General features: G+C 64.3%; 21 protein-coding genes. 10 read left to right on the top strand and 11 right to left on the bottom strand.

All coding sequences use genetic code 11. The features are described from left to right. Positions 1-18: 18 nt before the first annotated feature. The 4 genes from CLU92_RS20085 to CLU92_RS20070 all read left to right on the top strand — a co-directional run bounded on the left by CLU92_RS20085 (position 19) and on the right by CLU92_RS20070 (position 4,037). Positions 19-663, top strand: coding sequence for a metalloregulator ArsR/SmtB family transcription factor (locus tag CLU92_RS20085; RefSeq protein ID WP_101483334.1), 645 nt, complete (start codon positions 19-21; stop codon positions 661-663). Further along, the gene (locus CLU92_RS20080; protein ID WP_101483333.1) at positions 663-1,175 is read left to right on the top strand and encodes a ClbS/DfsB family four-helix bundle protein; all 513 of its coding nucleotides are present in this window, start codon (positions 663-665) and stop codon (positions 1,173-1,175) included. Before CLU92_RS20085 ends, CLU92_RS20080 begins: the two co-directional genes overlap by 1 nt. A gap of 94 nt (positions 1,176-1,269) precedes the next feature. Further along, positions 1,270-2,985: an NAD+ synthase gene (locus CLU92_RS20075; protein ID WP_101483332.1), complete on the top strand. Its 1,716-nt coding sequence runs from the start codon at positions 1,270-1,272 to the stop codon at positions 2,983-2,985. Further along, positions 2,982-4,037 (top strand): bifunctional nicotinamide-nucleotide adenylyltransferase/Nudix hydroxylase, encoded by a 1,056-nt coding sequence (locus CLU92_RS20070; RefSeq protein ID WP_101483331.1) that lies wholly within the window; start codon positions 2,982-2,984, stop codon positions 4,035-4,037. Before CLU92_RS20075 ends, CLU92_RS20070 begins: the two co-directional genes overlap by 4 nt. Before the next feature lie 34 nt (positions 4,038-4,071). Here the strand turns inward: CLU92_RS20070 and CLU92_RS20065 are convergent, their stop codons facing one another. Beyond that, complete coding sequence (locus CLU92_RS20065; RefSeq protein ID WP_101483330.1) at positions 4,072-4,902, bottom strand: hypothetical protein; 831 nt, start codon at positions 4,900-4,902, stop codon at positions 4,072-4,074. Between the two features lie 139 nt (positions 4,903-5,041). Next, positions 5,042-5,944 (bottom strand): LysR family transcriptional regulator, encoded by a 903-nt coding sequence (locus CLU92_RS20060; protein WP_101483329.1) that lies wholly within the window; start codon positions 5,942-5,944, stop codon positions 5,042-5,044. 127 nt (positions 5,945-6,071) lie between these two features. Here CLU92_RS20060 and CLU92_RS20055 point away from each other — a divergent pair, with 127 nt between their 5' ends. Beyond that, entirely contained in the window at positions 6,072-7,493 is a 1,422-nt protein-coding gene (locus CLU92_RS20055; protein WP_101483328.1) for an MFS transporter, read from the top strand. Beyond that, positions 7,490-7,888, top strand: a complete 399-nt coding sequence (locus tag CLU92_RS20050) for a DUF4440 domain-containing protein (protein WP_101483327.1) — start codon at positions 7,490-7,492, stop codon at positions 7,886-7,888. Before CLU92_RS20055 ends, CLU92_RS20050 begins: the two co-directional genes overlap by 4 nt. 1 nt (position 7,889) lies before the next feature. On the opposite strand, the gene CLU92_RS20045 is transcribed toward CLU92_RS20050, so the two are convergent. The 5 genes from CLU92_RS20045 to CLU92_RS20025 form a co-directional block, all read right to left on the bottom strand. Next, complete coding sequence (locus CLU92_RS20045) at positions 7,890-8,465, bottom strand: DUF1349 domain-containing protein (protein ID WP_101483326.1); 576 nt, start codon at positions 8,463-8,465, stop codon at positions 7,890-7,892. Positions 8,466-8,490: 25 nt separating this feature from the next. Continuing rightward, positions 8,491-9,894 carry an efflux transporter outer membrane subunit gene (locus tag CLU92_RS20040; RefSeq protein ID WP_101483325.1) on the bottom strand — a complete coding sequence of 468 codons (1,404 nt, stop codon included), beginning with the start codon at positions 9,892-9,894 and terminating at the stop codon, positions 8,491-8,493. Continuing rightward, on the bottom strand, positions 9,891-12,989 hold the full coding sequence (locus CLU92_RS20035; protein ID WP_101483324.1) for a MexW/MexI family multidrug efflux RND transporter permease subunit: 3,099 nt from the start codon (positions 12,987-12,989) through the stop codon (positions 9,891-9,893). Before CLU92_RS20035 ends, CLU92_RS20040 begins: the two co-directional genes overlap by 4 nt. A gap of 15 nt (positions 12,990-13,004) precedes the next feature. Continuing rightward, entirely contained in the window at positions 13,005-14,114 is a 1,110-nt protein-coding gene (locus CLU92_RS20030) for an efflux RND transporter periplasmic adaptor subunit (RefSeq protein ID WP_101483323.1), read from the bottom strand. An 82-nt stretch (positions 14,115-14,196) separates the two neighbouring features. Beyond that, positions 14,197-14,676 (bottom strand): DUF2165 family protein, encoded by a 480-nt coding sequence (locus CLU92_RS20025; RefSeq protein ID WP_101483322.1) that lies wholly within the window; start codon positions 14,674-14,676, stop codon positions 14,197-14,199. A 124-nt stretch (positions 14,677-14,800) separates the two neighbouring features. Between CLU92_RS20025 and CLU92_RS20020 the strand changes: the two genes are divergently transcribed. After that, on the top strand, positions 14,801-15,460 hold the full coding sequence (locus CLU92_RS20020) for a metalloregulator ArsR/SmtB family transcription factor (protein ID WP_101484793.1): 660 nt from the start codon (positions 14,801-14,803) through the stop codon (positions 15,458-15,460). Here the strand turns inward: CLU92_RS20020 and CLU92_RS20015 are convergent. Next, the gene (locus CLU92_RS20015; protein ID WP_101484792.1) at positions 15,436-16,728 is read right to left on the bottom strand and encodes an MFS transporter; all 1,293 of its coding nucleotides are present in this window, start codon (positions 16,726-16,728) and stop codon (positions 15,436-15,438) included. The two genes, CLU92_RS20020 and CLU92_RS20015, sit on opposite strands and share 25 nt — an antisense overlap. Before the next feature lie 112 nt (positions 16,729-16,840). Here CLU92_RS20015 and CLU92_RS20010 point away from each other — a divergent pair, with 112 nt between their 5' ends. Then, positions 16,841-17,740, top strand: a complete 900-nt coding sequence (locus tag CLU92_RS20010) for a LysR substrate-binding domain-containing protein (RefSeq protein WP_101483321.1) — start codon at positions 16,841-16,843, stop codon at positions 17,738-17,740. Here CLU92_RS20010 and CLU92_RS20005 read toward each other — a convergent pair. Next, complete coding sequence (locus CLU92_RS20005; RefSeq protein WP_101483320.1) at positions 17,737-18,489, bottom strand: SDR family oxidoreductase; 753 nt, start codon at positions 18,487-18,489, stop codon at positions 17,737-17,739. The two genes, CLU92_RS20010 and CLU92_RS20005, sit on opposite strands and share 4 nt — an antisense overlap. 149 nt (positions 18,490-18,638) lie before the next feature. Next, a complete protein-coding gene (locus tag CLU92_RS20000) occupies positions 18,639-19,670 on the bottom strand; it encodes a methyltransferase domain-containing protein (protein WP_101483319.1) in 1,032 nt (343 codons plus the stop codon). Between the two features lie 140 nt (positions 19,671-19,810). Between CLU92_RS20000 and CLU92_RS19995 the strand changes: the two genes are divergently transcribed. Both CLU92_RS19995 and CLU92_RS19990 read left to right on the top strand, forming a co-directional pair. Beyond that, a complete protein-coding gene (locus tag CLU92_RS19995; protein ID WP_101483318.1) occupies positions 19,811-20,701 on the top strand; it encodes an AraC family transcriptional regulator in 891 nt (296 codons plus the stop codon). Positions 20,702-20,756: 55 nt separating this feature from the next. After that, positions 20,757-21,167, top strand: coding sequence for a VOC family protein (locus CLU92_RS19990; RefSeq protein WP_101483317.1), 411 nt, complete (start codon positions 20,757-20,759; stop codon positions 21,165-21,167). Between the two features lie 161 nt (positions 21,168-21,328). On the opposite strand, the gene CLU92_RS19985 is transcribed toward CLU92_RS19990, so the two are convergent. Then, positions 21,329-24,205, bottom strand: coding sequence for an insulinase family protein (locus CLU92_RS19985; protein ID WP_101483316.1), 2,877 nt, complete (start codon positions 24,203-24,205; stop codon positions 21,329-21,331). Positions 24,206-24,406 lie beyond the last annotated feature (201 nt).

The raw sequence follows: 24,406 nt of genomic DNA, 5'->3' as shown, positions 1-24,406 counted from the left end.
GGTGCTAGCATCGTGTCAATGAAAAATGCCGATATCGAATGTCTCACCGGTTCCGCCGCGTTTGCCCATATTTTAGGCAGCGCACCGCGTTTGCGCCTGCTAGAGCAGATCGCTCAGGGCGAATATGCGGTGGAGCAGCTGGTGGAGTTGACGGGCCTGTCAGTGGCAAATACCTCCCAGCATTTGCAGCAGTTGCGGCGTGCCGGTTTCGTGCAGGCGCGACGCCACGGCAAGCGCGTGCTGTACCGGCTGGGCAGCGGCCCCATCGTGCAACTGCTGGCCGCGCTGGACGTGTATGCGCAGCATCAGCGCAGCGAGTTGCAGGCGCTGACCCGGGGCGATCATGTGGAAGCGATCACGGGCGACGAGCTGCTGGGGCGCATGCAGGAAGCCAGCATCACCGTGCTCGACGTGCGGCCCGCGCAGGAATTTGCTGCCGGCCATCTGCCCGATGCGATCAATATTCCTTTTGATGACTTGCAGCGCCGCCTGGGCGAATTGCCGGTGAACGCAGAAATCGCCGCCTACTGCCGTGGCCCGTATTGCGTGCTGTCCGTGCGGGCCGTTGCCGCCCTGCGCCAGCGGGGCTTGCATGCGCGCCGTCTCGGTAGCGGTTACGACGACTGGCAGGCGGCCGGCTTGCCTGTCGTCAAGGCGGCGTGATGGCGATTCCCAACAGCAAGCAGGAACTGGTCGAGGCGATTAGCACCACGTACGCCAAGCTGGCGCAGGAGCTGGCGCGTGTGCCACCGGCCTTGGCGCGTGAGCCCGTGCTGGAAGGGCAGGTCAAGGGCACGCGCATGAGCGTGTGCGATTTGCTCGCCTACCTGGTGGGGTGGAACGAGCTGGTCTTGCACTGGCACGCGCAGCTGCGCGACGGCAAACGCATCGAAGACATCGCCTTTCCCGCCGAAGGTTTCACGTGGAACGCTCTGGGCGCCCTGGCGCAGCGCTTCTATGCGGACTATGCTGAACTGGGCGTGGATGACTTGCTGCAGCGCCTGGAACAGGCGAAAAACCAGTTGCTGGCGCTGATCGAAGCGCATGACGATGCGCAATTGTATGGCCAGCCTTGGTACACGCATTACACGATGGGACGCATGATTCAGTTCAATACCTCCTCGCCGTATGCGAACGCGCGCACGCGCTTGCGGGCCTGGCTCAAGACCTTGTAGCACCCTGATCGGCGGGCTTGCACGATTGCATCAGTACGATGCGTAAAATTTCAGGCAGGATAGTGGTTTCAAGCGCAAGCAATAAAGGATCGCCATGCTGACCATCGCCCTCGCCCAGATGAATCCTACCGTGGGCGACTTCGACGCCAATGTCGCCGCCATCATCGCGCGCATGCAGCGCGCCAGCAGCGATGGCGCCGACTTGCTGGTATGCCCTGAACTGTCGCTGTGCGCGTATTACCCTGGCGACCTGTTCGAGGATGCCGCCTTCCTGCGCGACATGCAGCAGGCGCTCGATAAGCTGCTGCAAGCATCCACGCGCTGGCCGGAACTCGTCACCGTCATCGGCACGGCGCGGCAGAACTCTGGCGTCGGCAAGTCCCTGTACAACGCCTTGCTGGCGCTGCGCAACGGGTGCATCGTCGCCGAATACTACAAGCAGCTGCTGCCGACGTATGGCATTTTCGACGAGGGCCGCCATTTCGAGCCTGGCCCGTCCGGCGCCTGCACCTTGTCCATCGCCGGCTGCAGGGTCGGCTTCATGATTTGCGAGGATGGCTGGAACGACGACGGCCGCGCCTACGCCGTCAACCCTTTCGACTCCCTGCACGCTGCGCGGCCCGACCTGGTCGTCAGCATCAACGCCAGCCCGTCCGACATCGGCAAGCGCGCGCAGCGCCACGCCGTGTTTGGCGCCGCCTGCAAGCGCGTGCACTTGCCCCTGCTGTTCGTCAACCAGGTGGGCGGCCAGGATCAACTCGTGTTCGACGGCGCCTCGTTCGCCATTTCGCCGGTTGACGGCGTGCAATTCGAATCAGCCCGCTTCGTCGAAGACTGTCAACTGCTGCGCTTTGCCGATGGGCGTTTTACCCGGACCGATGGCTCGGCGTTTCCCGTGCCGGACCCGGAAGGCATCCCCGCCGTGGAGTTTGCGCGGCGTCAAATCGTGCTCGGTTTGCGCGACTACGCGCGCCGTTGCGGTTTTACGAAAGTCGTTGTCGGCTGCTCGGGCGGCATCGATTCGGCGCTGACCCTGGCCCTGGCCGTTGAAGCGCTGGGCGCTTGCAACGTGGTGGCCATTACCATGCCGTCCATCTTTTCCAGCGCCGGTTCCGTCACCGATTCGGTGGCCCTGTGCGCCAACCTGGGCATCGCCCTGCACACGCATCCGATACGCGACATCGTGACGCAGTACGAGGCTGGCTACGCGGGGGCCTTCGACGGCAAGCTGGAGGGACTGCCGCTGGAAAACCTGCAGGCCAGAGTGCGTGGCACGATCCTGATGGAATACTCGAACGCCTTCGGCGCCCTGCTGCTCACCACCGGCAACAAGAGCGAAATCTCGGTCGGCTATTGCACCCTGTACGGCGACACGAATGGGGGACTGGGGCTGATCGGCGACCTGTATAAAACCGAGGTGTTCGCCCTGTCGCGCCACATCAACGCCAGCGCCGGGCGCGAATTGATACCCGTCGCCGTGCTGGACAAGCCCCCGTCGGCGGAACTGGCGCCGGGGCAGCGCGACACCGATAGCTTGCCGCCATATCCCGTGCTCGATGAAATTTTAAAGTGGCATATCGAGGGCAAGCGCCTGCCGGAGGCGGAAAGCGCGCAAGCTTTGAGCCTGGTCGACCAGCTGCGCGAGACGGACGACGGGCGCACCCTGGTGCGGCGCATCCTCGGCATGGTCGCCCGCAACGAATACAAGCGGCGCCAGGCGGCGCCCATCATCCGCGTGCGTTCGCGCGCTTTTGGCAGCGGGCGCCAATTGCCGATCGCCGCCCACTACCCTACCGGAGACGACGCATGACCCTCGCCTATTCCGCCGATGCGGCCATCCTGATCGGCCGCTTCCAGCCATTTCATAATGGCCATGCCGGCTTGCTGCAAACGGCGCTGGCCACCGCCGCCCAGGTGGTGGTGGTGCTCGGCTCCGCCTTCCATGCGCGCAGTCCGAAGAACCCGTTTACGTGGCAGGAACGGGCCGCCATGATCGCCGCCACCCTGCCCGAGGCGCAGCGCGCGCGCGTGCACTACGTGGCCGTGCGCGATTACTACGACGATGGCTTGTGGGCCGATGCCGTGCGGCGCGCCGTGGCGGGCGCCGTGCCTGCGCTGCAGCGCGTGACCCTGGTGGCCTGCTTCAAGGACGCCACCAGTTATTACCTGCACCACTTCCCGCACTGGCAGTTACTCAATCTGGAGATCGATCCCGGTGCGCCCATCGGCGCGACGGCCATCCGCAACGTGCTGTTCGAGGCCGAGGACGTCGATGTGTCGTTGAGCGCCGTGGCGCAGCTGCTGCCGGCGGCCATCGGCCAGTATCTGAAGGCGTGGACCTTGCTGCCGTGGTACGCGCCGCTGGTGCAGGAATACCGCGCCATCGAGGCGTACAAGGCGCGCTGGCGCACGGCGCCGTATGCGCCCATCTTTTGCACCGTGGATGCGCTGGTGCAGACGGGGGGCCACGTCTTGCTCGTGCGCCGCGGCGGCTACCCGGGCAAGGGCTTGTGGGCCTTGCCGGGTGGCTTCCTGGAGCCGCGCGAACGCTTGCTGCAGGGCGCCCTGCGCGAACTGGCGGAAGAAACCCAGCTGGGCGTGCTGGCACCCACCCTCGTCGAGGCGCTGGTCGGCGTGGCCGTGTTCGACCATCCTGACCGCAGCCAGCGCGGGCGCACCATCACGCATGCGCACTATTTTGACCTGAAGACGCGCCAGCTGCCGGCCGTGACGGCAGCCGACGACGCGGCACTGGCGCAGTGGGTGCCCGTGGCCTCCCTGCCGGCCATGGAAGAGCAATTCTTCGAAGACCACTTTCATATCCTGAACCACTTCCTGCAACTGACGCACGAGGGGCGCTGAAGATCCGGGGAAAGCCCGCAGCGCCCGGCTGCGCTCAGGACGTTACACGTTCCCAGCCATGCTTGACGGCCGCCTTGAAGTCGTCCCACGCCGACTGCGGATACGTGTGTTCCCAGGTGCTGCGCAGTTCAAGCTCGACCTGCTCCCAGCTTTGTCCCCGGTAGCTGTCGCTGCCCGCCATCGAATGGCCATAGCGATAGGCGGGATCGTAGTCGTCGAAGCGCCCGCCACCGGACGCATACTGGCTGCTCCAGTGGTTGCGATAATACTGCTCGTCGTCGTCGCTGGTGCCAGGCAGGTTGTCGGCGCCGGGATAGCGGCGCACGTTGGCGCCCACGCCGGAGGGTGGCGGCGCTGCCATGCCGCCTGCAAATTGCTGCGACCTTGCCGCCTCGTTCAGGTTGCCGGCGAACGTGCCTTGCTGCGATGGCGCGCTTGACTGCATGCTGGCGCCCTGGCGCATCGCGCTGTCGCTTTGCGGCGCGCCTTGCCAGCCGCCAGCGCGCCAGTGGTCGGCGTGCGCATCGATGTCAAGCGGCGCATAGCGCTCGACGAGGTCGGTGGCGCGCTGGATATCGGCGTCGCTCGCCCCTTCCAGTGTCAGCACGACATGCCCGCGCCGTACTGCTTCCGCATAGATGTGGCGGTCGGCGTGGCTGCCGAACAGGTCCGTAAAGAAATGCTTGATGTTGTCGAGCAGGCTGTCGCTGTCGTCGCGGCGGATATTTTCCGTGGCGGAAATATCATCACTGCCCGCATCGTGCAGGCGGATGCTGGCGCCGGGGAAGCCCGCCGTGATCAGGTCGTGCCGGGCCCGCTCGGCCATGTCGCGCAGGACGAAAACTGCTGCCAATGTATGTGTCATGATGGTCTCCAATCGGTGAACAACGTCCTTTCAGTGTAGGCCGTGAAAAACGAAAGGGGCGCCCGTTTGCCCCTTGGAAATCGTTTTGTTCAACAAGTATTGACGACGTGATATGTGCGCCGTGGGGCAAGGTGCATGCTCAGGCGGGCGTGCCCACGAAAGCGCGCAAAAAGTCGATAAAGGCGCGCACCTTTTCCGCAATATGCTGGGTGTTCGGATACACGGCATACACGCCCTGCTCCGGGAAGACAACATCGGGCAGCAGGCGGCGCAGGCGTCCCGCGCGCACTTCCCCTTCCACCAGCCACTGCGGCAGCAGGGCCACGCCGCAGCCGCCCAGGGCAAAGCCCAGCAGGGCCGAGGCGGAGTCGGAATGGATGGCGGCATCGTCCTGCGCGGCAAAGGCGGCGGGGCCGTCTGGCGTTTGCACCTCCCAGCGCAGCGGCGTGCTGAGTCGGCTGTGCGCCAGCCAGCGCGCGCGCTGCAAGTCGGGCAAGGTGGCGATGTCCCTGGCGGGCAGGCTGGCCAGGTAGGCGGGCGAGGCGACGGGCCAGATCGCATACGGCTCGATCAGCGCGGCGCGATAACTTGAATCGTTGAGTGACCCCATGCGGATGGCCAGATCATAGCCGCCAGAGATCAGGTCTTCATGCGAGGACGACGAGGAATGCTGGATCTGCAGTTGCGGATGGGTGGCGGCAAAGGCGATCAGCGCGGGGATCACCGTGCGGCCGCCGTATTCGACGGTGGTGGTCAGGCGCAGGGTGCCGCGCAAGCTCTGGTGTCCCTGGCGCGCCGTCTCGATGGCGCTCTGCGCTTCGCTCAGCACGCCTTGGCAATCTTCGTAAAAGCGCCGCCCCACGTCGGTGAGCGCCAGGCTGCGCGTGCTGCGCGTGAGCAGCGACACGCCCAGCTCCGCCTCCAGCTGTTTCAAATTAAAACTGACGACGGCCTTGCTCTGGCCCAGCACGGCGGCGGCGGCCGTCAGTGAACCGGCGTCGACGATGGCGATGAAAATACCCAAACGGTCAAGACTGATCATAAATAGAAATGAGGAGGCATGCGGGTTGTAGAGGTTTGTCAAAATTTGTTTGACAGTGTAATCGGGGCTGGCCCGTTACGCAAATGGCGATGGGCGCTTAAGCTGGCCGTTTGCCATTCGGAGCACCATGGACTATCGCAAAAAGGTCGCGGCCATTTATCTGCTGGGTTTTTTCGTCGACTTGATCAACATGTTCATCACCAGCGTCGCCTACCCCGACATCGGCCATGCCCTGCACGCTTCGGTGGCGCAGCTGGCCTGGATCAGCACCGCCTACATCCTCGGCCTGACCATCGTCATTCCCGCCAGCGCCTGGCTTGCTGCCTATTATGGCAGCAAAACCGTGTTCATGGCATCGTTGCTAACTTTTTTATGCGCCAGCATCGGCGCCGGCCTGGCGCCGTCCATCGAGGCACTGATCGCCTGGCGTTGCGTGCAGGGCCTGGGCGGCGGCTTGCTCATTCCGCTGGGGCAAAGCATGACCTACCAGTTATACAAGCCGGCCGAGCGCCCCGGCCTGTCCTCCGTCATCATGCTGGTGGGCTTGCTGGCGCCCGCGCTGTCGCCCGCCTTGGGCGGCGTGATCGTCGACAGCCTCTCGTGGCGCTGGATTTTTTATCTGAACGTGCCATTCGCGGCGCTGGCGCTGCTGCTGGCCGCCTGCTGGCTGCGCCCCGATCCGCCGCGCGCGGCCGTACCCCGGCTCGACACGGGTGGCCTTGTGGCGGGCAGCACGGCGATTTTGCTGCTGTTGCTGGGTTTGACCATGCTGGGCACGCCGGGAGAGTTGGCTGCCGGCGCAGGCGTGCTGGCGCTGGGCGCCGTCTGCGCCTGGGTGTATGTGCGCGGCGCGCTGCGCAAATCCACGCCGCTGCTCAAGCTGCGCCTGGCCGCTGAACCGCTGCTGCGCATTGCCATGCTGATGTATTTGCTGGTGCCGGGCGTCTTCATGGGCGTGAGCTTGCTGGCCATGCTGTACCTGCAGGGCGTGCTGGGCATGTCGGCGTCGACGGCGGGCGCGCTGATGCTGCCGTGGGCGCTGGCCTCGTTTGCGGCCATTTCGCTCACCGGTAAGAACTATCGCCGCGTGGGTCCGCAACCCCTGTTCATCGCTGGCGCCCTGCTGCAGGCGGCGGGCATGCTGATGCTGCTGCGGGTGGACTCTGCGGGCCAAGTATTCTGGCTGGCCTGGGCATATGCCGTGATGGGTTTTGGCGGCGGCTTGTGCAGCAGCACGGCGCAAAGCACGGCTTTCTTGCGCACGCCGGACGGGCAACTGAGCCAGGCCAGCGCCTTGTGGAATATCAACCGCCAGCTGGGCTTTTGCCTGGGCGTGGCGCTGCTCAGCGTACTACTGAATGGCTTGCTGGCGGCGCAGGGCATTGCGTCGCTCGACGACCCCGCCCAGCACCTGCGCGCGGTCCAGGTTTTTCACTGGTGTTTTGCCCTCGCCGCAGCCTCGTGCTTGCTGCCTTTGGCACTGTGCTCGCGCATCGATAACCGTGCCGTTCTCGACCTTTTACATCACCATGGAGCAAGCAAAAAATGAACGCAACGAACCCCTATTTTGACGACGTCTTGTCCACGCACATACTGATCCGTGCATGGCTCTCTGGCGAGGCGGCGGCGCCAGCACATTGCGCCGAATTGCTGGCGCGTTTTTCACCCGCTTTCACGATGGTGGCGCCAGGCGGCAAGCAGCTCGATAGCGCTGGCTTGACGGCATTTTTCCGCGCCGCCGGCGGCAGCCGACCGGGCTTGCAGATGCGAATTTCCGACCTCGTTTTAATCCAGGAAAGCGCCGCCGGCGCTACCGTCTCCTACCGCGAATTCCAGTCGCTGCCGGGCGCAGAAAATACCGAGCGTTTGTCGACCGTCGTATATGAAAAAACACCGGCTGGCGCCCTGCTGTGGCGCCATTTGCACGAGACGTGGGTGGCTTGATTCAGCTCAAATCATGCAAGTCTTTTTGCTGCGCCGGAGCGATGGAAAACCGGGAAAAAACCACTTCCAGGCCACCGCGTTCCGGTGTGCAGCACATGGGGCCGACGCGGTAGCTAGCGGCCTCGGGAAATGGCGCCAGACGCAGCAGCGGCCAGCGCTGGCCATCGGTGGAATACTGCACGCGGATCACGCCTTGCGCCACCGTTACGCGCAGCCAGAAACCGTCCGGCATGGCGGGGGCGATGCTGACGGCCCAATCCGATTTTTCCAGCGTGAGCACGGTGCTCAATAACAGCTGGCCATCGGAAAATTCGACGCCGCATTTGATCCAGTTCTGTTCGTCGATGCGCACCATCATGCCGGCCTGGTCGTACAGCGACGAATACTGCGCCGCCACGTGCAGCTGCGCCGTGAAATCACCGTCGATGCCAGTGCCGAAAAAGTGGCCGCTGTCGCGTATAAAACCATATTGAGTCTTGCGCCAGAAGTCGGTTTTTTCATCCGTCGTCACGCGCAATTGCGCGTCGTCGGCGGACCATGTTTCCGGTGGATTCAGCCAGCTGCCTTGCGTGAACATCGCGCCCCTCTCCAAGCTAAAAAGATCACATAGTTTGCCCCCATCCCAGCGCCTTGTACAGGGCAATCGCATCGATGTAGGACACTGTCTCCGCCAGCAGCGCTTCGCGCCGGATATCGAACAAGGCGCGCTGGTTTTCCAGTACCGCCTGGTAGCTGCCGGAGCCACCCTGATAGCGCGTGCTGGCGATGCCGAGAGCCGCATCGCCGTGGCGCGCCGACTGCAGCAAGGAGGCCAGGCGCGTCTGGTTTTCCGCCAGCTGCGTGACGGCGTTTTCCACCTCTTCCTGCGCCACCAACAGCGCTTGCTCATAGCGCGCCAGCGCGCCCTGGGCCTCGGCTTGTGTACCGCGCAAGCGTGCCTTCACGCTGCCTAGGCGAAACGCCGGATAGCTGACGGAAGGCGCCACCTCGAAGGCGCGCGCGCCGCCGTCGAACACGCCGCTGCCGCGCAACGCAAAGAATCCCAGGAAACCACCGAGGCTCAGGCGCGGATACAGGTCCGCCGTGGCGGCTCCCACGTCCTCGCTGGAAGCGGCCAGCAGGCGTTCGGCGCGCACCACGTCGGGGCGCTGTTTGATCAGCTGGTTCACGTCGCCCAAGGGCAGTTGTCCCGCCAGCGGTGCCTGTTGCCGTGGCGTCGTGGCCAGCGCGATGGCGCCCGCAGTGTCTGTGCCAGGTTGCTGGCCACTCAAGACATCGAGCCGGTACTGCGCCTGGCGCAAGCCCGCCTGCAAGGGAGGAATGGCCGCCTCGCTGCGCGCCAGGTTGGCCAGCGCGTTGTGGCGCTCTTCCGGCAAGCCGCTGCCGGCGCGAATGCGCGCATCGATGAGGGCCACCGTATCGCGCCAGCTGTGCACCTGTGCCTGCGTCAGCGCCAGGTTTTGCTGGTAGCCCAGCGCCTCGTAGTAATTGCGTGCCACTTCGGCGGCGATCGTCAGCTGCGTCTGGCGCAAGTCCGCCTGCGCCGCGTCGGCCCGCGCCTGCGCCGAGCGGCTCATGTGCGCCAGGCGGCCGAACAGGTCGATCTCCCATTGCGCGTCAAAACCCACGCGCGTGCTGGCGCTGGCGGCGCGGCTGTTGGGCGTGTCTTGCCGCACTTGGCGCTGCCAGCCCGCATGGCCCGTGACGGCAGGCAGTTCGTCGAGGCGGCGCTCGTCGAAGATGGCGCGTGCGGCCAGCAGATTCGCCTGCGCCTGCGAGATATCAAGGTTGTGTTCGAGTGCGCTGGCGATCAGCTGCGACAGGCGCGCATCATCGAAAAACGTCCACCAGGCGGCACTCATGGATGCCGTTTGAGCGGGCGCAAACTGTGCCTGCTGGGGGCTGGCCAGATGGATGGCCGGCGTGCCCGGCGTGACGTAGGCGGGACTGACGGCGCAGCCGGCCAGCACGGGCAAAAGGGAAACAAGATAGCGGTAATTTTTCATATGGATTCCTTCAGCGCCTGCGACAGCTCGCGGGCGCGCGGCGTGGCATGGTCGGCCGTATGGCGGCGGGCCAAAAAGGTGTACACGGTGGGCAGCACGAACAGGGTGAAGAAGGTGCCGATCAACATGCCCGACACGATCACCACGCCCAGGCCGAAGCGGCTGTTGGCGCCCGCGCCGGAAGCGAACAGCAGCGGCACCAGGCCCACCACCATGGCGGCCGTCGTCATCAGAATCGGGCGCAAGCGGATCTGCGCCGCTTTGCGGATGGCGCTGAGGCGGTCCAGCTGTTCATGCGCCTGCAGTTCGTTGGCAAATTCCACCATCAAAATGCCGTGCTTGCTGATCAAGCCGATCAGGGTCACGAGGCCGATCTGCGTGTAGATGTTGACGGTGGCGTAGCCCAGCGCCAGCGGAATCAGCGCACCGCAGATCGACAGGGGCACGGTGATCAGGATAATCAAGGGATCCGTCAGGCTTTCATACTGGGCTGCCAGCACCAGGTAAATCACGATGACGGCCGCGAGGAAGGCCAGCAGCAGCGCATTGCCTTCCGTGGCGAATTGGCGCGCATCCGATTGCCAGTCGTAGCTGAAGCCCGGTGGCAGAGTCTTGGCCACGCCGTCGAGGAAGGCCACGGCGTCGCCCAGGGTCACGCCGGGCGCCGGCACGCCCTGGAAGGTGGCCGCATTTTGCTGGTTGAATTGCGTCAGCATGTTCGGCTCGATCTGCTCGCTCACCGACACGACGGCCGACAGGGGAAGCAGGCTGCCATCGTCGGCGCGCACGTACTGCTGCGTCAGGGCTTGCGCCGTCAATCGCTGTTCGCGCGGGCTTTGCGCGATGACGTCATACGCGCGGCCATCCATGCCGAAGCGGTTCAGGTAATTCTCGCCCACCAGCACGGCCAGCGATTCGCCGATGTCCTGCATGCGAATGCCCAGGCTATTGGCTTTTGAACGGTCCACGCGCACTTTCACAACGGGGTTGTTGTAATCGAGGTCGCTGTCGACGACGGCGAACAGGCCGCTATCGCGTGCGCGCTGCTTGACGTCTTCCATGGTGCGGAACAGGGTGGCGTAATCCTGCGCACTGCGCAAGACCAGTTGCACGGGCAAGCCGCCGCTCGACCCTGGCAAGGGCGCCAGCTGGAAGGCGAAGATGCTGGTGCCTTCCACGTCGCCCACTGCGTGCTGCAATTCGGCCTGGATGACGGCCGCGTTGCGCGTGCGCTTGGCCCATGGCGTCAGGTTGATGCCGCCGATGCTGGACGCCGGGCCTTCGCCGCCATTGATGATCCAGCGCGACGCCGTTTCGGGGATATTTTTGTAGATGTCATCGAGCTTGTATGAGAAGCGTTCGACGTAATCGAGGTTGGCGTGCTGCGGCGCCTTGATGGCCGTCAAGACACTTGCCTGGTCTTCCGCCGGCGCCAGTTCGCGCTGCGGCAACAGGTACAAAAAGGGCAAACTTACCATCACCAGCGCGGCGAAGCCGGCGCTCCACCAGCGGTGGTGCAAGGAACGGTCCAGCAGGCGCGCATAGCGCGTGGTCAAGCCTTCGAAGAAGTGTTCGGCGGCGCGCGCCATGCGCCCTTCCGCCTGTTTCGGCTGCAGCAGCAAGGAACTCATCACGGGCGACAAGGTGAGCGCCACCACGCCCGACACCACCACGGCGCCGGCCAGGGTCAGCGCGAATTCCTTGAACAGCGCGCCGGTGAGACCCCCCATCATGCCGATGGGCGCGTACACGGCCGCCAGCGTGATCGTCATGGCGATCACGGGACCAGCCACTTCGCGCGCGCCCACCAGGGCGGCGGCCACGGGCGTCTTGCCTTCCTCGATATGGCGGTGCACGTTTTCCACCACCACGATGGCGTCGTCGACCACCAGGCCCACGGCCAGCACCATTGCCAGCAAAGTGAGCAGATTGATGCTGAAGCCGAAGGCCAGCATCAGCGCCGCCGCGCCCAGCATCGACAACGGAATCGTCACGACGGGAATGAGCACCGAGCGCAAGGAACCCATGCACAGGTAGATCACGATGACGACAATGAGAAGCGCTTCGAGCAGGGTGTGCGCTACCTCGTCGATGGAGGACTGGATGAAGCGCGCCGTTTCGAACGCCAGCTCGACTTTGACGCCCGGTGGCAGGGTTTTCTGGATTTCCGGCAGCAGCTTCTTGATGCCGTCGACGATCACCAGCGGGTTGCCGCCCGGCGTTGGTGACAGGCCCAGGTACACGGCCGGCACGCCGTCCATGATGCCGCTCGTCTCCGTTGCGGCCGCGCCCAGTTCCACTGTGCCCACGTCTTTCAAACGCACGAGGGCGGCGCTGTCTTTTGCATCGCCGCCCTTGGTGATGACCATGTCGCGAAACTCCGCCACGCTGGTCAGATCCGTGTTAACGCTGATGTTCGAGACGACGAATTGTCCCTTCACTTTTCCGGGTGCCGCCTGGTAGTTGTTACGCCGCACGGCGTCGGCCACATCGGCCGCCGTCAAGCTCCGCGCCGCCAGTTTGGCCGGGTCGATCCACAGACGCATGGCCAGTTGCTGGCCGCCATACACGTCCACTTTCGCCACGCCGTCGATGGTGGCGAACATCGGCTGCACTACGCGCGCCAGGTAGTCCGTCAGCCCTGGCGCGGACACGCTCTCGCTGGCAAAGCCGACGTAGGCGACGGCCGAGGAATCGCCGGCCGAGCGCTCGATGACAGGATCGAAGGCGCCTTCGGGCAGCTTGTAGCGTACCTGGTTGACCTTGGCCATGACTTCCGTCAAGGCCTGCGTGGAATCGCGGTTCAATTCCATGCGCACGGTCACCGTGCTGCTGCCCTGCACCGACGACGACGTCAGGTAATCGATGCCTTCCACCGACGACACGGCCTGGGCGATCGGCTGCGTGACAAAGCCCTGCATCAGTTCCGCCGAGGCGCCCGGATAGGTGGTGGTGACGGTGATGGTGGACGATTCGAGCATCGGATATTGGCGGATCGGCAACTGCTTGATGGCGATCACGCCCAGCATCAATATCAGGGTGCTGATGACCAGCGCCAGCACGGGGCGGCGTACGAATAAATCGGTAAATTTCATGGTGGCGGCCTTCCCTTACGAACCGGCCCTGGGCGCGGCGCGCTTGGCCTCGTCCAGTGTATTGGCCACCGCTTGCACGGCCATGCCGTCGGCCAGTTTCAGCTGGCCTGAAGCGACCACGCGCTGGCCCTCCCGCAAGCCTTCAACGATAGCCACGCGGCCGCCAGCCCGCTCGCCCAGTTTCACGTCCACGCGCTTGACGGTGAGCGGCTGCTTGCCCTCCTGCTGCGCCACAAACACCGTGTCGCCGTACGCGCTGTAGGTCACCGCCGTTTCCGGCACCGTCAGCTGCTGGCCAGCTTCGCGCGCCACCCGCACATTGGCGTACATGCCCGCCTTCAAGGCGCCACGCGGATTTGTCAGCGTCGCCTGCACCTGCACCATGCGTGAGCGGGCGATCAGCGGGTCGATGGCGTTGATCCTGGCTGTAAAAACTTCGCCGGGGTAGGCGTCCACCAGCACTTGCACGGCCTGGCCCGGCGCCAGCTTCGCGCTGCTCTGCTCATCGAGGGCGAAGTTCACCAGCAGCGACTTCGTGTCGATCAAACTGGACACCGTGTCGGCCGCATTCAGGTACTGGCCCGCGTGGACCTTGCGGATGCCCAGCTGCCCGGCGAATGGCGCGCGGATGGTCTTTTGCGCGATCAGCGCTTCCGTCTGGCGCACGTCGCCCAGGGCCGCGTCGCGCGCGGCCAGGGCGCTATCCAATTGCTCCTGCGTGGCCGCCTTTTCCCTGACCATCTGCACCGTGCGGGCATGGCTGCTTTCCGCGTTTTTCAGCTGCGCGCGCTGGCGCAGCAGGGCCGCCTGTTCTGTGGCGTCATTGAGCTGCACCAGCACGGCGCCGGCCGCTACGCTCTGCCCCGATTCGAAGCGGATCTGCGTGACGCGTCCGCCCGTTTCGGCCGCCACCTGCACCTGGCGCGCCGCTTCCAGTTCTCCCACGCCCGCAAAGAAACGCTCCTGCGTGCCCAGCACGACGGGGACCAGCGCCACCTTGGTGGCGGGATAGGCGGCATCGGCCGCATGCGCAGCGGCTTGTGAATCAGCACGCGGGTACAGCACGGCGCCCGCGACGGCCAGGGTGATGGCCAGCGCGGAAGCGCCGACGAGTTTCGTATTCATAATGAAGTCCTTTACAGCAATCAAAGGGATAAAGACAACGGGAAGAAGAGGCGCAGCGGAGGCTGGTCAGGTCCGCTGTGCATTAGAAGTGAAAATTAAAGAGTACAAACAGGCCGATGGTCCACAGCAGCAGCACCAGGTGCGTCGTCTGCAAGCCTTCCTGGACGATCCAGTAGCCGAACCACAGGCCGCCCAGGTGCATCAGCAGCAAAAAGGCGGCCATGGCGCACAAGGCCAGGTTTAGCCAGGGCAGCGCATCGGCCAGTGACGCGCCAAAGAACAGCGCCACGCCCGTCCAGGCGGTGATGGCTGCCAGCAGTTGCAGTGCCAGTACCACGCCCAGCGATAGCCGGTGCAAGGCCAGTGAGGTGAGCGCGCGGCGTAGCAGCGGCGTCTGGATGGTCGGATCCTGGCGCAGCGGGTCCATGCGCATGGTGTTGCCGATGGCCCAGACGGCGCCGTGGAAGGCGTGCAGGTTGTTGACGGTGGCGAGGGTCAGCCAGATGGCCAGGCCGGTGGCGAGAATGGCGTGAAACAGCCAGATGGAGTGCTGTAGCTGCATGGGATTCCAGTCCAAAAGTGTGTCTTGCCTGCATGCGGACGTGGAAACTCCTCGACAGCGGGGAGCTAGCGGCCTATTATGCAAGCGATTAGTTGGTTAACTTGCCCCATGATAGTTGAGCGAAATGAATTACACAAGTAAACGTTTGGATAATAGCGAAGCGCCGCAAACGACGGAGCGCATTCTGTATTTCATCAAGACCAAGGGACCCGTCTCCACGGCGACCTTGGCCAAGACCCTGGACATGACGGGCGAGGCGGCGCGCCAGCAAGTGCAAAAGCTGGTGGCGGCGGGCCTCATCGAGGGGCGCCAGGAAGCGCAGGCGGGCGCGGGCCGGCCGCGCCAGAACTGGGTCTTGACGGAAGCGGGCAATGCGCGCTTTCCCGATACGCATGCGCAGCTGACGATCAAGCTGATCGGTTCGGTGCGCCAGCTGTTCGGCGAAGCGGGCCTGGATAAATTAATTTCCCAGCGCGAAGAGGAAAGCCGCGGCGCCTACGCGCTGGCGTGCTCGGCGCCGGACTTGCCCACGCGCTTGCAGCAGTTGGCGGCCGTGCGCGATGAAGAGGGTTATATGGCGCGCGTGGAAGCGGATGGCGACGACTGGCTGCTGATCGAAGACCACTGCCCCATCTGCGCCGCTGCGCGCACCTGCCAGGGCTTTTGCCGCTCCGAACTGCAGCTGTTCCAGGAAGTGGTGGGGTCGGGCGCGAGCATCGTGCGCGAGCAGCATTTGCTGACGAACGCCATGCGGTGCATCTACCGGATTTCGCCGCTGCCCTGAGCCCTGGGAAACAGGGGCCACGTGCACAGCGCCACCAGCCCTGCCAGCCACCAAACGACGGGCCAGCTGCTGGCCGCCAGCAGGTGCGGGATGGCCATCGGCGTGAGGAACAGGCCCACGTAGACGGCCGTATTCGCCATGCCCAAGGCCGTACCCGCATTGGCGCCGCCCGCTTCCGTGGCCAGCTCCGTGTAGGCCACGCCATGCCAGGCGGATACGGCGATGCCGGCGGCCACCACGGCGGCCATCAACAGCCAGCCCGGCGCATCCGTCCAGGCGATGCATCCCAACAAGACGAACGAGGCCAGCGCCACCAGGGACGAGCCGCGCAGGTAGGCGGGCCGGTTGGCGTGGCGGTCCGTGTGGCGTCCGCTCCAGATGCGCATCACCATGGCGCCCGCCTGCAGGGCCACCATCACGGCCGTGATGGCAGCCAGGCCCAGGTGGCCATGGTCGTGCAGGAACACGGTGGCGTAGCTGAGCACGGCAAACTGGGGCACGCACAGCAAGCCGATGGCCGCCACCAAGCGCCAGACTTTGCGGTTTTTGAGTGGACCTTGCAAGGACGGTGGCGGCTTGACCCCAATCTGGCCCATGGACGCGTTGTGCGGGCCCGTGGCGGCCTCGGCAGAGAAATCGGGCTCATGCATCCAGCGCCACGTAAAAAACGCCGACAGGCCGCATACGAGGGCCAGGGCGCCAAACACGGGCATGAAGCCGTAGCGCGATGCCAGGCTGGGCAGGATGAGGGCGCCGAGGCCGCCGCCCAGCGGCACGGCCGTCTGGCGGATGCTCATGGCGAACCCCCTTTCGCCCGTGCCGAACCAGCGCATCACGGCGCGGCCGCTGGCGCCGTTCACGCTGCCGCCCAGCACGCCGACCAATGCCAGCCCCGCCGCCAGTGCCCATAACGGCGGCACCGTGCCCCCGGCGGGCGTAATCCACAGCAGCAGGGCCAGCAAGGCCAGCATGGTGCCAAGCAAGCCCGTCAGCAGCACGGGGCGGTCGCCCCAGCGGTCGGTGGCCATGCCCCATGGCAATTCGGTCAGGGCCACCCCCAGGCCCATGGCGCCCAGCGCCACGCCCAGTTCTGTATTGCTCAGGTGATAGCCGCTGCGTAGCCAGATGGCCGTCGTGGGCATGCCGTTGGCGGCGGCAGAAAAGCTGGCGTTGGCCGCCACGCCCACGGCCAGCACTTTCCAGCGGTGGGCATCGCCGAGCGCGGGCGGAGTGACAGGAAGGGAAACGGCAGGGCAGCTGGTGGTCATGGCAGGGACAGGAAAGTGGTTGACCCTGACAGTGTTGCGCGCTACGATCATTCTGAATATCAGATAATTTACGATAAACAATCCCATAAAACCGGACGATTGCATTGATGCCATGAGCCTGCTGAATTTCGACATCGCCTTCCTGCGCAGCTATGTGGCTGGCATCGACCTGGGCAGCTTTGCCCGCGCGGCGGACAAAGTGGGCCGCTCCACCTCGGCCGTCAGCGCGCAGTTGAAAAAACTTGAGGAACAGGCGGGCATGCCCCTGTTCCGCAAGGATGGACGGGGGCTGGCGCTGACGCCGGCCGGCGAAGTGCTGCTTGGCTATGCGCGCCGCTTGCTGGAACTCAATGACGAGGCGGCCGTCGCCCTGCGCGGCGCGGAACTGGAAGGCTGGATCAGGCTCGGCTTGCAGGAGGATTTTGGCGAAGTCTTGCTGCCCGACGTGCTGGGGCGCTTTGCCCGCGCGCATCCGAAAGTGCGCATCGAGGCGCACGTGGCGCGCAACACGGCCTTGATGCAAGGACTGTCCATGGGCCAGCTGGACCTGGCCCTGCTGTGGGGTGGCGCCTGCAGCGCCGACGTGGCCGAGTATCCGCTGCAGCAGCGCCAGCATATTGCCGAACCGTCCATGCGCTGGATCGCCTCATCCAGCCTGGCCTGGCGTCCCGAATCGGGCGAGCCCTTGCCGCTCATTACGTTCGACCGCGATTGCCTGTTCCAGCGCTGCGCCACGCAGGCGCTCGATGGGGCCGGCATCGCCTGGCGCACGGCGTTTACCAGTCCCAGCCTGGCAGGGTTGTGGGCAGCGGCCGCAGCCGGGCTGGGCGTAACGGTACGCACCAGCCTGGGCTTGCCTTCTTCCGTGTGCGCGCTGGATCACGTGGCGGCGGGCTTGCCCGCCCTGCCCCCGTTGTCGCTGGAACTGCTGCGCGCCTCCAGCGTGTCCAGGCCGCCCGTCGAGCGGCTCGCTAGCCTGATCATCGAGGCGCTGCAGCAAGATGTGGCTTAAAACTCCTGCACCGTGGGACGCAGCACGATTTCATTGATGCTCACGTTGTCCGGCTGCCCGATCGCATACGCCACGGCGCGTGCCACGGCGTCGGCGGGGATGGCTTGCTTGTAAAACTCTTTCAGGCCGGCCGCGCTTTCCGCGTGGCTGCTGCCGCCCGTCAATTCCGTGTCGATGGCGCCCGGCAGGATGGTGGTGGTGCGGATGGTGCCGCCGCTGGCGGCCAGTTCATGGCGCAAGCCTTCCGAAATGGCGCTGACGGCAAACTTGGTGCCGCTGTAGACGGTGCCGCCCGGACTGAAGACTTTTTGTCCTGCCACCGACGAGATGTTGATGAAGTGGCCGCTATTTTGCGCCTGGAAATATGGCAGGACGGCGGCGATGCCATTCAACACGCCTTTGATGTTGATATCGATCATCTTGTTCCACTCATCGACCTTCAAGGCGCTCATCGGTGCGATGGCCATCAGCCCCGCGTTGTTGATCAGCACGTCGACCTTGCCGAATACGGCCAGCGCCGTATCGATCAGATTCTTGACGTCGGCAGGCACCGTGACGTCGGTATCGGCAATGGCGGCCTGGCCGCCGGCGGCCGTGATTTCCTCGGCGATGGTATTGAGCAAATCCATGCGCCGCGCACCGAGCACGACAAAGGCGCCCAGTGCGGCCAGGTGGCGCGCGGTGGCTTCGCCCAGGCCGCTGCTGGCACCGGTGATGACGACGACTTTCCCTGCAATTGTTTGACTCATGATGAATTCCCTGTGGAGGCAGCGGAGTGCTGCGGATGACATCGATCAATGCTGGCGAGCCACGTCAGGCAGCGGCCACGCTGCAGGTATAGCTTAGCGCATTTGTGTTGCCATCCACTATAAAAATGATAATTATTAAATGATAATCGTTAGCTACGCGCAATCAGCACTTGTACGGGCGCCATGGGGAAATCGCTGGCGCTGTATTGTTCCACTTGCCGCCAGCCCGTGTCGCGCAACAGTTGCGCCAGTTCACCCTGCCGTGTCACCGTCCGGCCCAGCATGCGCATCGGCAAGTAATACGGCAGCACGCGCGCGGCATCAAAGGGCGTTGACGCGATTTCTGCCTGCACGCAGACGAACACGCCACCGGGTTTCAGTGCCGCATGGATCTTGCGCAAGGCCGCTGCCATGTCGGGCACGAAATGCAGCACGGAGGAGCACCAGATCAGATCGTAATCGCTGCCGATCTCGTCGCTGTCCAGGTCGCCACCCAAGGTTTCCAGGCGGTCAGATAGTTGCGCGTGGGCGATGTTCGCGGCTGCCACGGCCACCGTTTCCGGCCAGTCGAAAACGCAGCCGTGCAAGCCCGCATGGGCTTGCGCCAGCGCCATGGCAACCCAGCCCGGCCCGCCGCCCAGGTCGAGCAGGCGCAGCGGCGTGTTGCCGTCCGCAAATGGGGCAATGCGCTGCATCACGGACAGGGCCGCGCGCATGGTGACGGCGCGTTGTTCCTGGCCGATCTGCTGCTGCGCGGCAACGGCCCAGTTGACCGCATTTGCCGTGTTGTATGGCGCCGCTTTGCCGCCGTCGCGCACGAGGGTAGCTAACTGCGTGGCGAAATGGCGCAGCGCATGCAGCCGGTATAGCCAGGCGTCGCCGCAATAAGAAACAGAGTTGCGGCAGAAGTACTGCAAGGTGGCGGCTGTGCAGCGGTAGCGCTGTGTCTCGTCATCGGTCGCATCGCGTTCCAGCACCTGCATGCTCCAGAGTAATTCCATCAGCAGGGCCGTGTGCGGCGCATGCAGAGACAGGGCTGCGGCCAGCTGTGCTGGCGTGTGCGGCGTGGCCAGTACCTCGAAAACGCCCAGTTCCAGGGCGGCGGCCAGCCCATCTGCCTGGACGGGCGCAACGGCCAGGTCCCAGTAGGGCTGCAAAGTGTGTTGCGATGTGAACGTCATGGTGCTTCCTTTCGGCGAGGTGGGCATTGAGGTGTGCATGAACGCTATTTTATGCAACAATGAGAATAATTATCATTTGCATTTGTATGCGACACGGTGCATTTCGTATGCGCGACGGTGCGCCAGGACAGGGAGGAGCGATGAGGGAACAGGACAGGGAAGCGGCAGGCTGGACGCGGCGCCAGCTGGACCCCGGGATCGGCGAGTGCCGCGCCGACCAGAGGCAGGTCGACCAGGGCTTGCTGCTCGTGCATTCCGATTACCGTCCGCGGCTCGCGCTTGTCGAGCAATCGAAGCATGACGATGCGGGCGGCATGGTCATCACCATCGGCCTGGAAGGCGCGTCCGGCTACACCACGCGCGATGGCGAACAATTGCGTTTCCGGGGCGGCCATACGACAGTGACGGCGTTTCGCCATACGAGCGGCGAGCGCCGTTTTGAGGCGAATCAAAAGGCGGCGCAATTGCGCGTGCTGGTCGACGAAGATGCGCTGGCGCGCTACTGGCCGGCGGGCTTGACTTCCCTGCTGCCCAACGGCGGCGCGCGCCAGCTGGCGCATGCCGCCACCACGGCAGCCTCCGCCCTGCACGCTCGGTCGCTGCTGCGCGCGACGGACCCGCTGGCCGTGCATATCGGCGTGCTCAGCCTGCTGGCGGAACAGCTGCGGATACTGCGGCCAGCGCCCGCGTCCGCGCCGCGCTGGTCCGAGGCCGACATTGTCAAACTGGAGCGCGCGTATGCGCTGATGCAGGAGCAGATGGCGCAGGCACTCACGCTCGATTACCTGTGCGCGCAAGTGGGGCTGAGTTTGTTCAAGTTCAAGCAGGGATGGCGCTACCGCTACAACGACAGTCCCCAGCGCACCTTGCTGGCGCTGCGCATGCAGCGGGCAAAGTTGTTATTGGAAAATGGTTGCCAGGTGGCGCAGGCGGGCTGGCAAACGGGCTACCGTCACCCGGCCAATTTCAGCGCCGCGTTCAGCCGCCATTTCGGCTACGCGCCCAAGACCGTGGCGCGCGCGAGGGGCTGAAAAGCCGGTGTAGAATCGGCGGGCAGCATTTTTCATCTCAACTCAAGGAGACATGATGGCCCGCAAAATCTTTGTCAATCTGCCCGTCCAGTCGCTCGAGCGTTCCGTGGCCTTTTTCACGGCGCTGGGCTTCAGTTTCAATGCCCATTTCACGGATGAAACGGCGACGTGCATGATCGTCACCGACGACATTTTCGTGATGCTGTTGACGCACGACAAATTCAAGCAATTCACGCCCAAGCAGCTGTGCGATACCAAGGTGGCGACGGAAGTGCTCGTGTGTTTGTCGGCCGAGAGCCGCGGCGAAGTCGATGACCTGGTGGCGAAGGCCGTCCAGGCGGGCGGCAGCATCTACAAGGAGCCGATCGATTTCGGCTTCATGTATGGCCACAGTTTCCAGGATCCCGATGGTCATCAATGGGAGTTGATGTTCATGGAGCCGAGCGCCGTACCTGGAAACGCCTGACCAAACCTACTGCGCGTCGCGCTTTGCGGCCGGCGATGCTCACCGGCTCGGCGCCCCCGTACAGAGTACGGTTGCGCTTCTCGGCCACAAATCACTGCCGCTCGCTACGGTTTTGTCAGGCGTTGCAACAGCCAAGTCAAAACACTTGTTAAGCCCACGCCTTAGCTGGCCAGCGCCAATAAATCGACCACTTCCAGCCCGGCCAGGTCTTGCGTCGTGTTGCCCGCAAACGCGGCGCGGCTCTGCTGGCCGTTTTTCAGCCAGGTGCGCGTCACGTCCTTGATCTGCGCCAGGGTGCAATTGAGCACGCCGCTGCGGAATTGCTGGCGCACGGCTTCTGTCGTGCCCCGCTGCTGCATGTTCCACGCTGTGAGCGCTTCCGCGTACGGCGAGTGCGGCTTGTCCAGGCCCTTGATGACGCAGATGATGGCCTCTTCCACTTGCTCTTGCGAGAAATCGCCGTCGAGGATTTGATCCAGGGTCGTGCCGAAGTCGGCAAACGTGCCGGCCAGGCGCGGATCGCGGTAGGAACTCAGGGTAAACGTGCCGGCGCCGGCCGCATAGCTGGCGCTGCCGCCATACGCGCCGCCTTTTTCGCGCAGGGCCGTATGCAGCACCTGGTTGGTCATCAGTTCGGCAGCGACAGCCAGGGCCGAGGCGTCCGGATTGTGCACGCCGGGCACGGCCCACGAAACGAAGCAATGGTTGATCTGGCTCGTCGCATGCAGGGCCGTGTTGGCCAGCGGTAATGCTGCTGGCGCTGGCATTTCCGTGTCCGCAGGGACAGCGGTGTCGACGCTGGCCGCTGGCAATTCCAGCAAACGGGCCAGGGCGATGCCATCCTGCTCCAGGCCCGCGCACAGCACGGTTGGTGCCTGGGCGATGATGTGCGCGTGCAGGGTGTCGAGTTCGCGGGCGATTTCCTGCAGGCCTGCCGAGCTCTTGCTCAGTTGCTGCAAACGGCGGTAGAACGGCAATGCCGCCGGGCCGCCGACGATGTCGTCGAAGCGGCGCGTGGGCGACAGCGGTGCTGACGAGGCCAGCATGGCGTAGCGGTTGCCCGATTCGGCCAGGCTGCTCAATTTGTCTTGCACCAGGCTTTCGATCAGGAAGGCCAGGCGCTCTTCTTCATCGAAGCGGGGCTTGGCGATCCAGGCCGACAGCACGGCGGCAATCGCCGCATGTTCCTCGCGCAAGCCGCTGGCCGAGAACGACAGTTCCACGCGCATCGCTTGCTGTGGGCGGGGAATGGCTTCCAGGCCGATGTGGAACGAAGGCACCATGCTCTGGCGCCAGGCGCTGGCGTCGTCGAACGACATGTCGCCCACGCCCAGTTCCGGCGCCAGGTCCGTGTACAAACGCAACCAGGGCCACGATGCTTCCGGCAAGTTCGACACGTCGTACAGCACGTTGGCATAGCTGATGCCGTTCGAGGCGATGGAAAACGCCACGGCGCCATCGACGGCGGGCGGAATCGGCAGGGCCGGGCGCGGCGAGGCGCTGACGTCGCCAGGGCGGATGCGCGGCAAGACTTCGGAATTCGATGGCAGTTGCTGATGCGCTTCCAGGGCGGCGGACTCGGCCACGATATGTTCGCGTTCGGCGTCCGTCAGGCGCGCTTGCAGGGCCGCCAGCTTGGCGTCTTCCTGCGCGGCGCGGTCCGTGAAGTAGGCGCTGTCGGGTACCACGTGCGTGGTCAAACGGGTCGGATTGGCGATCAGCTCGCGCACCAGTTGCTTGAAGAATTCCGGGTCTTCGATCTGCTGTTCCAGGGTTTCCAGGATGGCCGCATTGTCGAAGGCGTCCATCACGTCGCCGCCATACATGGCCAGCGGCAAGGCGTGCAGCAAGCGGCCCAGGCCGTAAGGCATGCGGCCGCTGCTGATTTCGCGCTGGCTGTATTTGATGTCGCGCAAGGCCGCGTGCAGCACGGCGGCGGGTATGCCCTCTTCCGCTGTTTCTTCCAGGGCCGTCCAGATGCGCTGGTGCGCATCGGCGATCTGTTCCTGGGTCAAACCTTCCATGCCAATGTGGAACACCATCTGGCGGATGCCCGCGTCGCGGCCATTCATGTCCGATGGGCGGCCATAGCCGGCCGATTCCATGGCGCGCATGACGGGCGCCGACGACTCACCCAGCAAACCGTGCGACAGCAGATGCGCGTGGTAGTAGGCGATAGGGTCGCTCGATTCGCCCATCAGCCAGGCAAATTGCAGGCCGAATTCGTCGTCGCGCGCTTCCTGCGAAGGAATCTTGACGATGTTTTCCTGCGGCGCGGTCCACGCGGGTGCCAGTTGCGGCAAGCGGCGTTCGGAGAAACCGCTGAGCTTGGACAGCACGCGTTCGGCGACTTGTTCCTGCACGGCCGACGCTTCGATATTGCCGGCAGTCATGATCACGGCTTGCGAAGGATGGTAGTGGCTGGCGTGGAATTCTTTCAGCATGGCATGCGTCAGCTCGGGAATATTCAGCGGATCGCCGCCCGATTCCACTTCATACGTCGTGCCCTTGAGCAAGGCGCTGGCGATGCCGCTGTCGAGTGCGCGCATGGGGCTGTTGAATGCGCCCTTCATTTCATTGAAGACGATGCCCTGGTACACAAGCTTGTCGCCTTCGAATGCGTGGCGCCAGCCTTCCTGGCGGAAATTCAGGTAATCGAGGTTCGGGAAGAAGGCGGCATCGAGGTAGACGTCCAGCAGGTTGAAGAAATCCTTGCGGTCGGTGCTGGCGAACGGGTACACGGTGCGGTCCGGGTAGGTCATCGCATTCATGAAGGTGGCCGTCGAGCGGCGCAGCATCGAGAAGAAGGGGTCGCGCACCGGGTAGCGGGACGAGCCGCACAGTGCCAGGTGTTCGAGGATGTGGGCGCGCCCGTCGCTCACTTCCGGCACAGTGGGAAAGGCCACCAGGAACACCATTTCAGCCTGCTCGGTATGCATGTGGATATGGCGCATGCCCGTTGCCGGCTCGACATATTGCTCGATGGTTGCCTGCAAGACTGGAATGAAGTTGCTGCTGACTTTTTCAAATGTGCTCATGCGGTATGGGATCTCTTCGGTAGGTGAAACGGATAGTCGGTGGGGCTGCATCACATGTTGGGGCAAAGTGGCGTAATGCCAGGGCTGGCCGCCAGGGCGGGTGTCACTTTGATGCCTGTATCAAGTTTTCCCTATTGTACTAGGAGTATTCGTGCGCCGCCGCCGGGGCCTTGCTGACCGCCGGAAAAGCGGCAATGTTGC

Origin of the sequence: Janthinobacterium sp. 61, from assembly GCF_002846335.1 — a bacterium.
In the GTDB taxonomy this organism is placed as follows: domain Bacteria; phylum Pseudomonadota; class Gammaproteobacteria; order Burkholderiales; family Burkholderiaceae_D; genus Janthinobacterium.
Note: the sequence above shows the minus strand (reverse complement) of the source record. Positions and strands in the feature narration are given on the sequence as shown.

Bases quoted from the DNA above. Each gene is read 5' to 3' on its own strand.
- CLU92_RS20085 (WP_101483334.1), top strand. From the start codon at position 19: ATGAAAAATGCCGATATCGAATGTCTCACCGGTTCCGCCGCGTTTGCC.
- CLU92_RS20080 (WP_101483333.1), top strand. From the start codon at position 663: ATGGCGATTCCCAACAGCAAGCAGGAACTGGTCGAGGCGATTAGCACC.
- CLU92_RS20075 (WP_101483332.1), top strand. From the start codon at position 1,270: ATGCTGACCATCGCCCTCGCCCAGATGAATCCTACCGTGGGCGACTTC.
- CLU92_RS20070 (WP_101483331.1), top strand. From the start codon at position 2,982: ATGACCCTCGCCTATTCCGCCGATGCGGCCATCCTGATCGGCCGCTTC.
- CLU92_RS20065 (WP_101483330.1), bottom strand. From the start codon at position 4,902: ATGACACATACATTGGCAGCAGTTTTCGTCCTGCGCGACATGGCCGAG.
- CLU92_RS20060 (WP_101483329.1), bottom strand. From the start codon at position 5,944: ATGATCAGTCTTGACCGTTTGGGTATTTTCATCGCCATCGTCGACGCC.
- CLU92_RS20055 (WP_101483328.1), top strand. From the start codon at position 6,072: ATGGACTATCGCAAAAAGGTCGCGGCCATTTATCTGCTGGGTTTTTTC.
- CLU92_RS20050 (WP_101483327.1), top strand. From the start codon at position 7,490: ATGAACGCAACGAACCCCTATTTTGACGACGTCTTGTCCACGCACATA.
- CLU92_RS20045 (WP_101483326.1), bottom strand. From the start codon at position 8,465: ATGTTCACGCAAGGCAGCTGGCTGAATCCACCGGAAACATGGTCCGCC.
- CLU92_RS20040 (WP_101483325.1), bottom strand. From the start codon at position 9,894: ATGAAAAATTACCGCTATCTTGTTTCCCTTTTGCCCGTGCTGGCCGGC.
- CLU92_RS20035 (WP_101483324.1), bottom strand. From the start codon at position 12,989: ATGAAATTTACCGATTTATTCGTACGCCGCCCCGTGCTGGCGCTGGTC.
- CLU92_RS20030 (WP_101483323.1), bottom strand. From the start codon at position 14,114: ATGAATACGAAACTCGTCGGCGCTTCCGCGCTGGCCATCACCCTGGCC.
- CLU92_RS20025 (WP_101483322.1), bottom strand. From the start codon at position 14,676: ATGCAGCTACAGCACTCCATCTGGCTGTTTCACGCCATTCTCGCCACC.
- CLU92_RS20020 (WP_101484793.1), top strand. From the start codon at position 14,801: ATGAATTACACAAGTAAACGTTTGGATAATAGCGAAGCGCCGCAAACG.
- CLU92_RS20015 (WP_101484792.1), bottom strand. From the start codon at position 16,728: ATGACCACCAGCTGCCCTGCCGTTTCCCTTCCTGTCACTCCGCCCGCG.
- CLU92_RS20010 (WP_101483321.1), top strand. From the start codon at position 16,841: ATGAGCCTGCTGAATTTCGACATCGCCTTCCTGCGCAGCTATGTGGCT.
- CLU92_RS20005 (WP_101483320.1), bottom strand. From the start codon at position 18,489: ATGAGTCAAACAATTGCAGGGAAAGTCGTCGTCATCACCGGTGCCAGC.
- CLU92_RS20000 (WP_101483319.1), bottom strand. From the start codon at position 19,670: ATGACGTTCACATCGCAACACACTTTGCAGCCCTACTGGGACCTGGCC.
- CLU92_RS19995 (WP_101483318.1), top strand. From the start codon at position 19,811: ATGAGGGAACAGGACAGGGAAGCGGCAGGCTGGACGCGGCGCCAGCTG.
- CLU92_RS19990 (WP_101483317.1), top strand. From the start codon at position 20,757: ATGGCCCGCAAAATCTTTGTCAATCTGCCCGTCCAGTCGCTCGAGCGT.
- CLU92_RS19985 (WP_101483316.1), bottom strand. From the start codon at position 24,205: ATGAGCACATTTGAAAAAGTCAGCAGCAACTTCATTCCAGTCTTGCAG.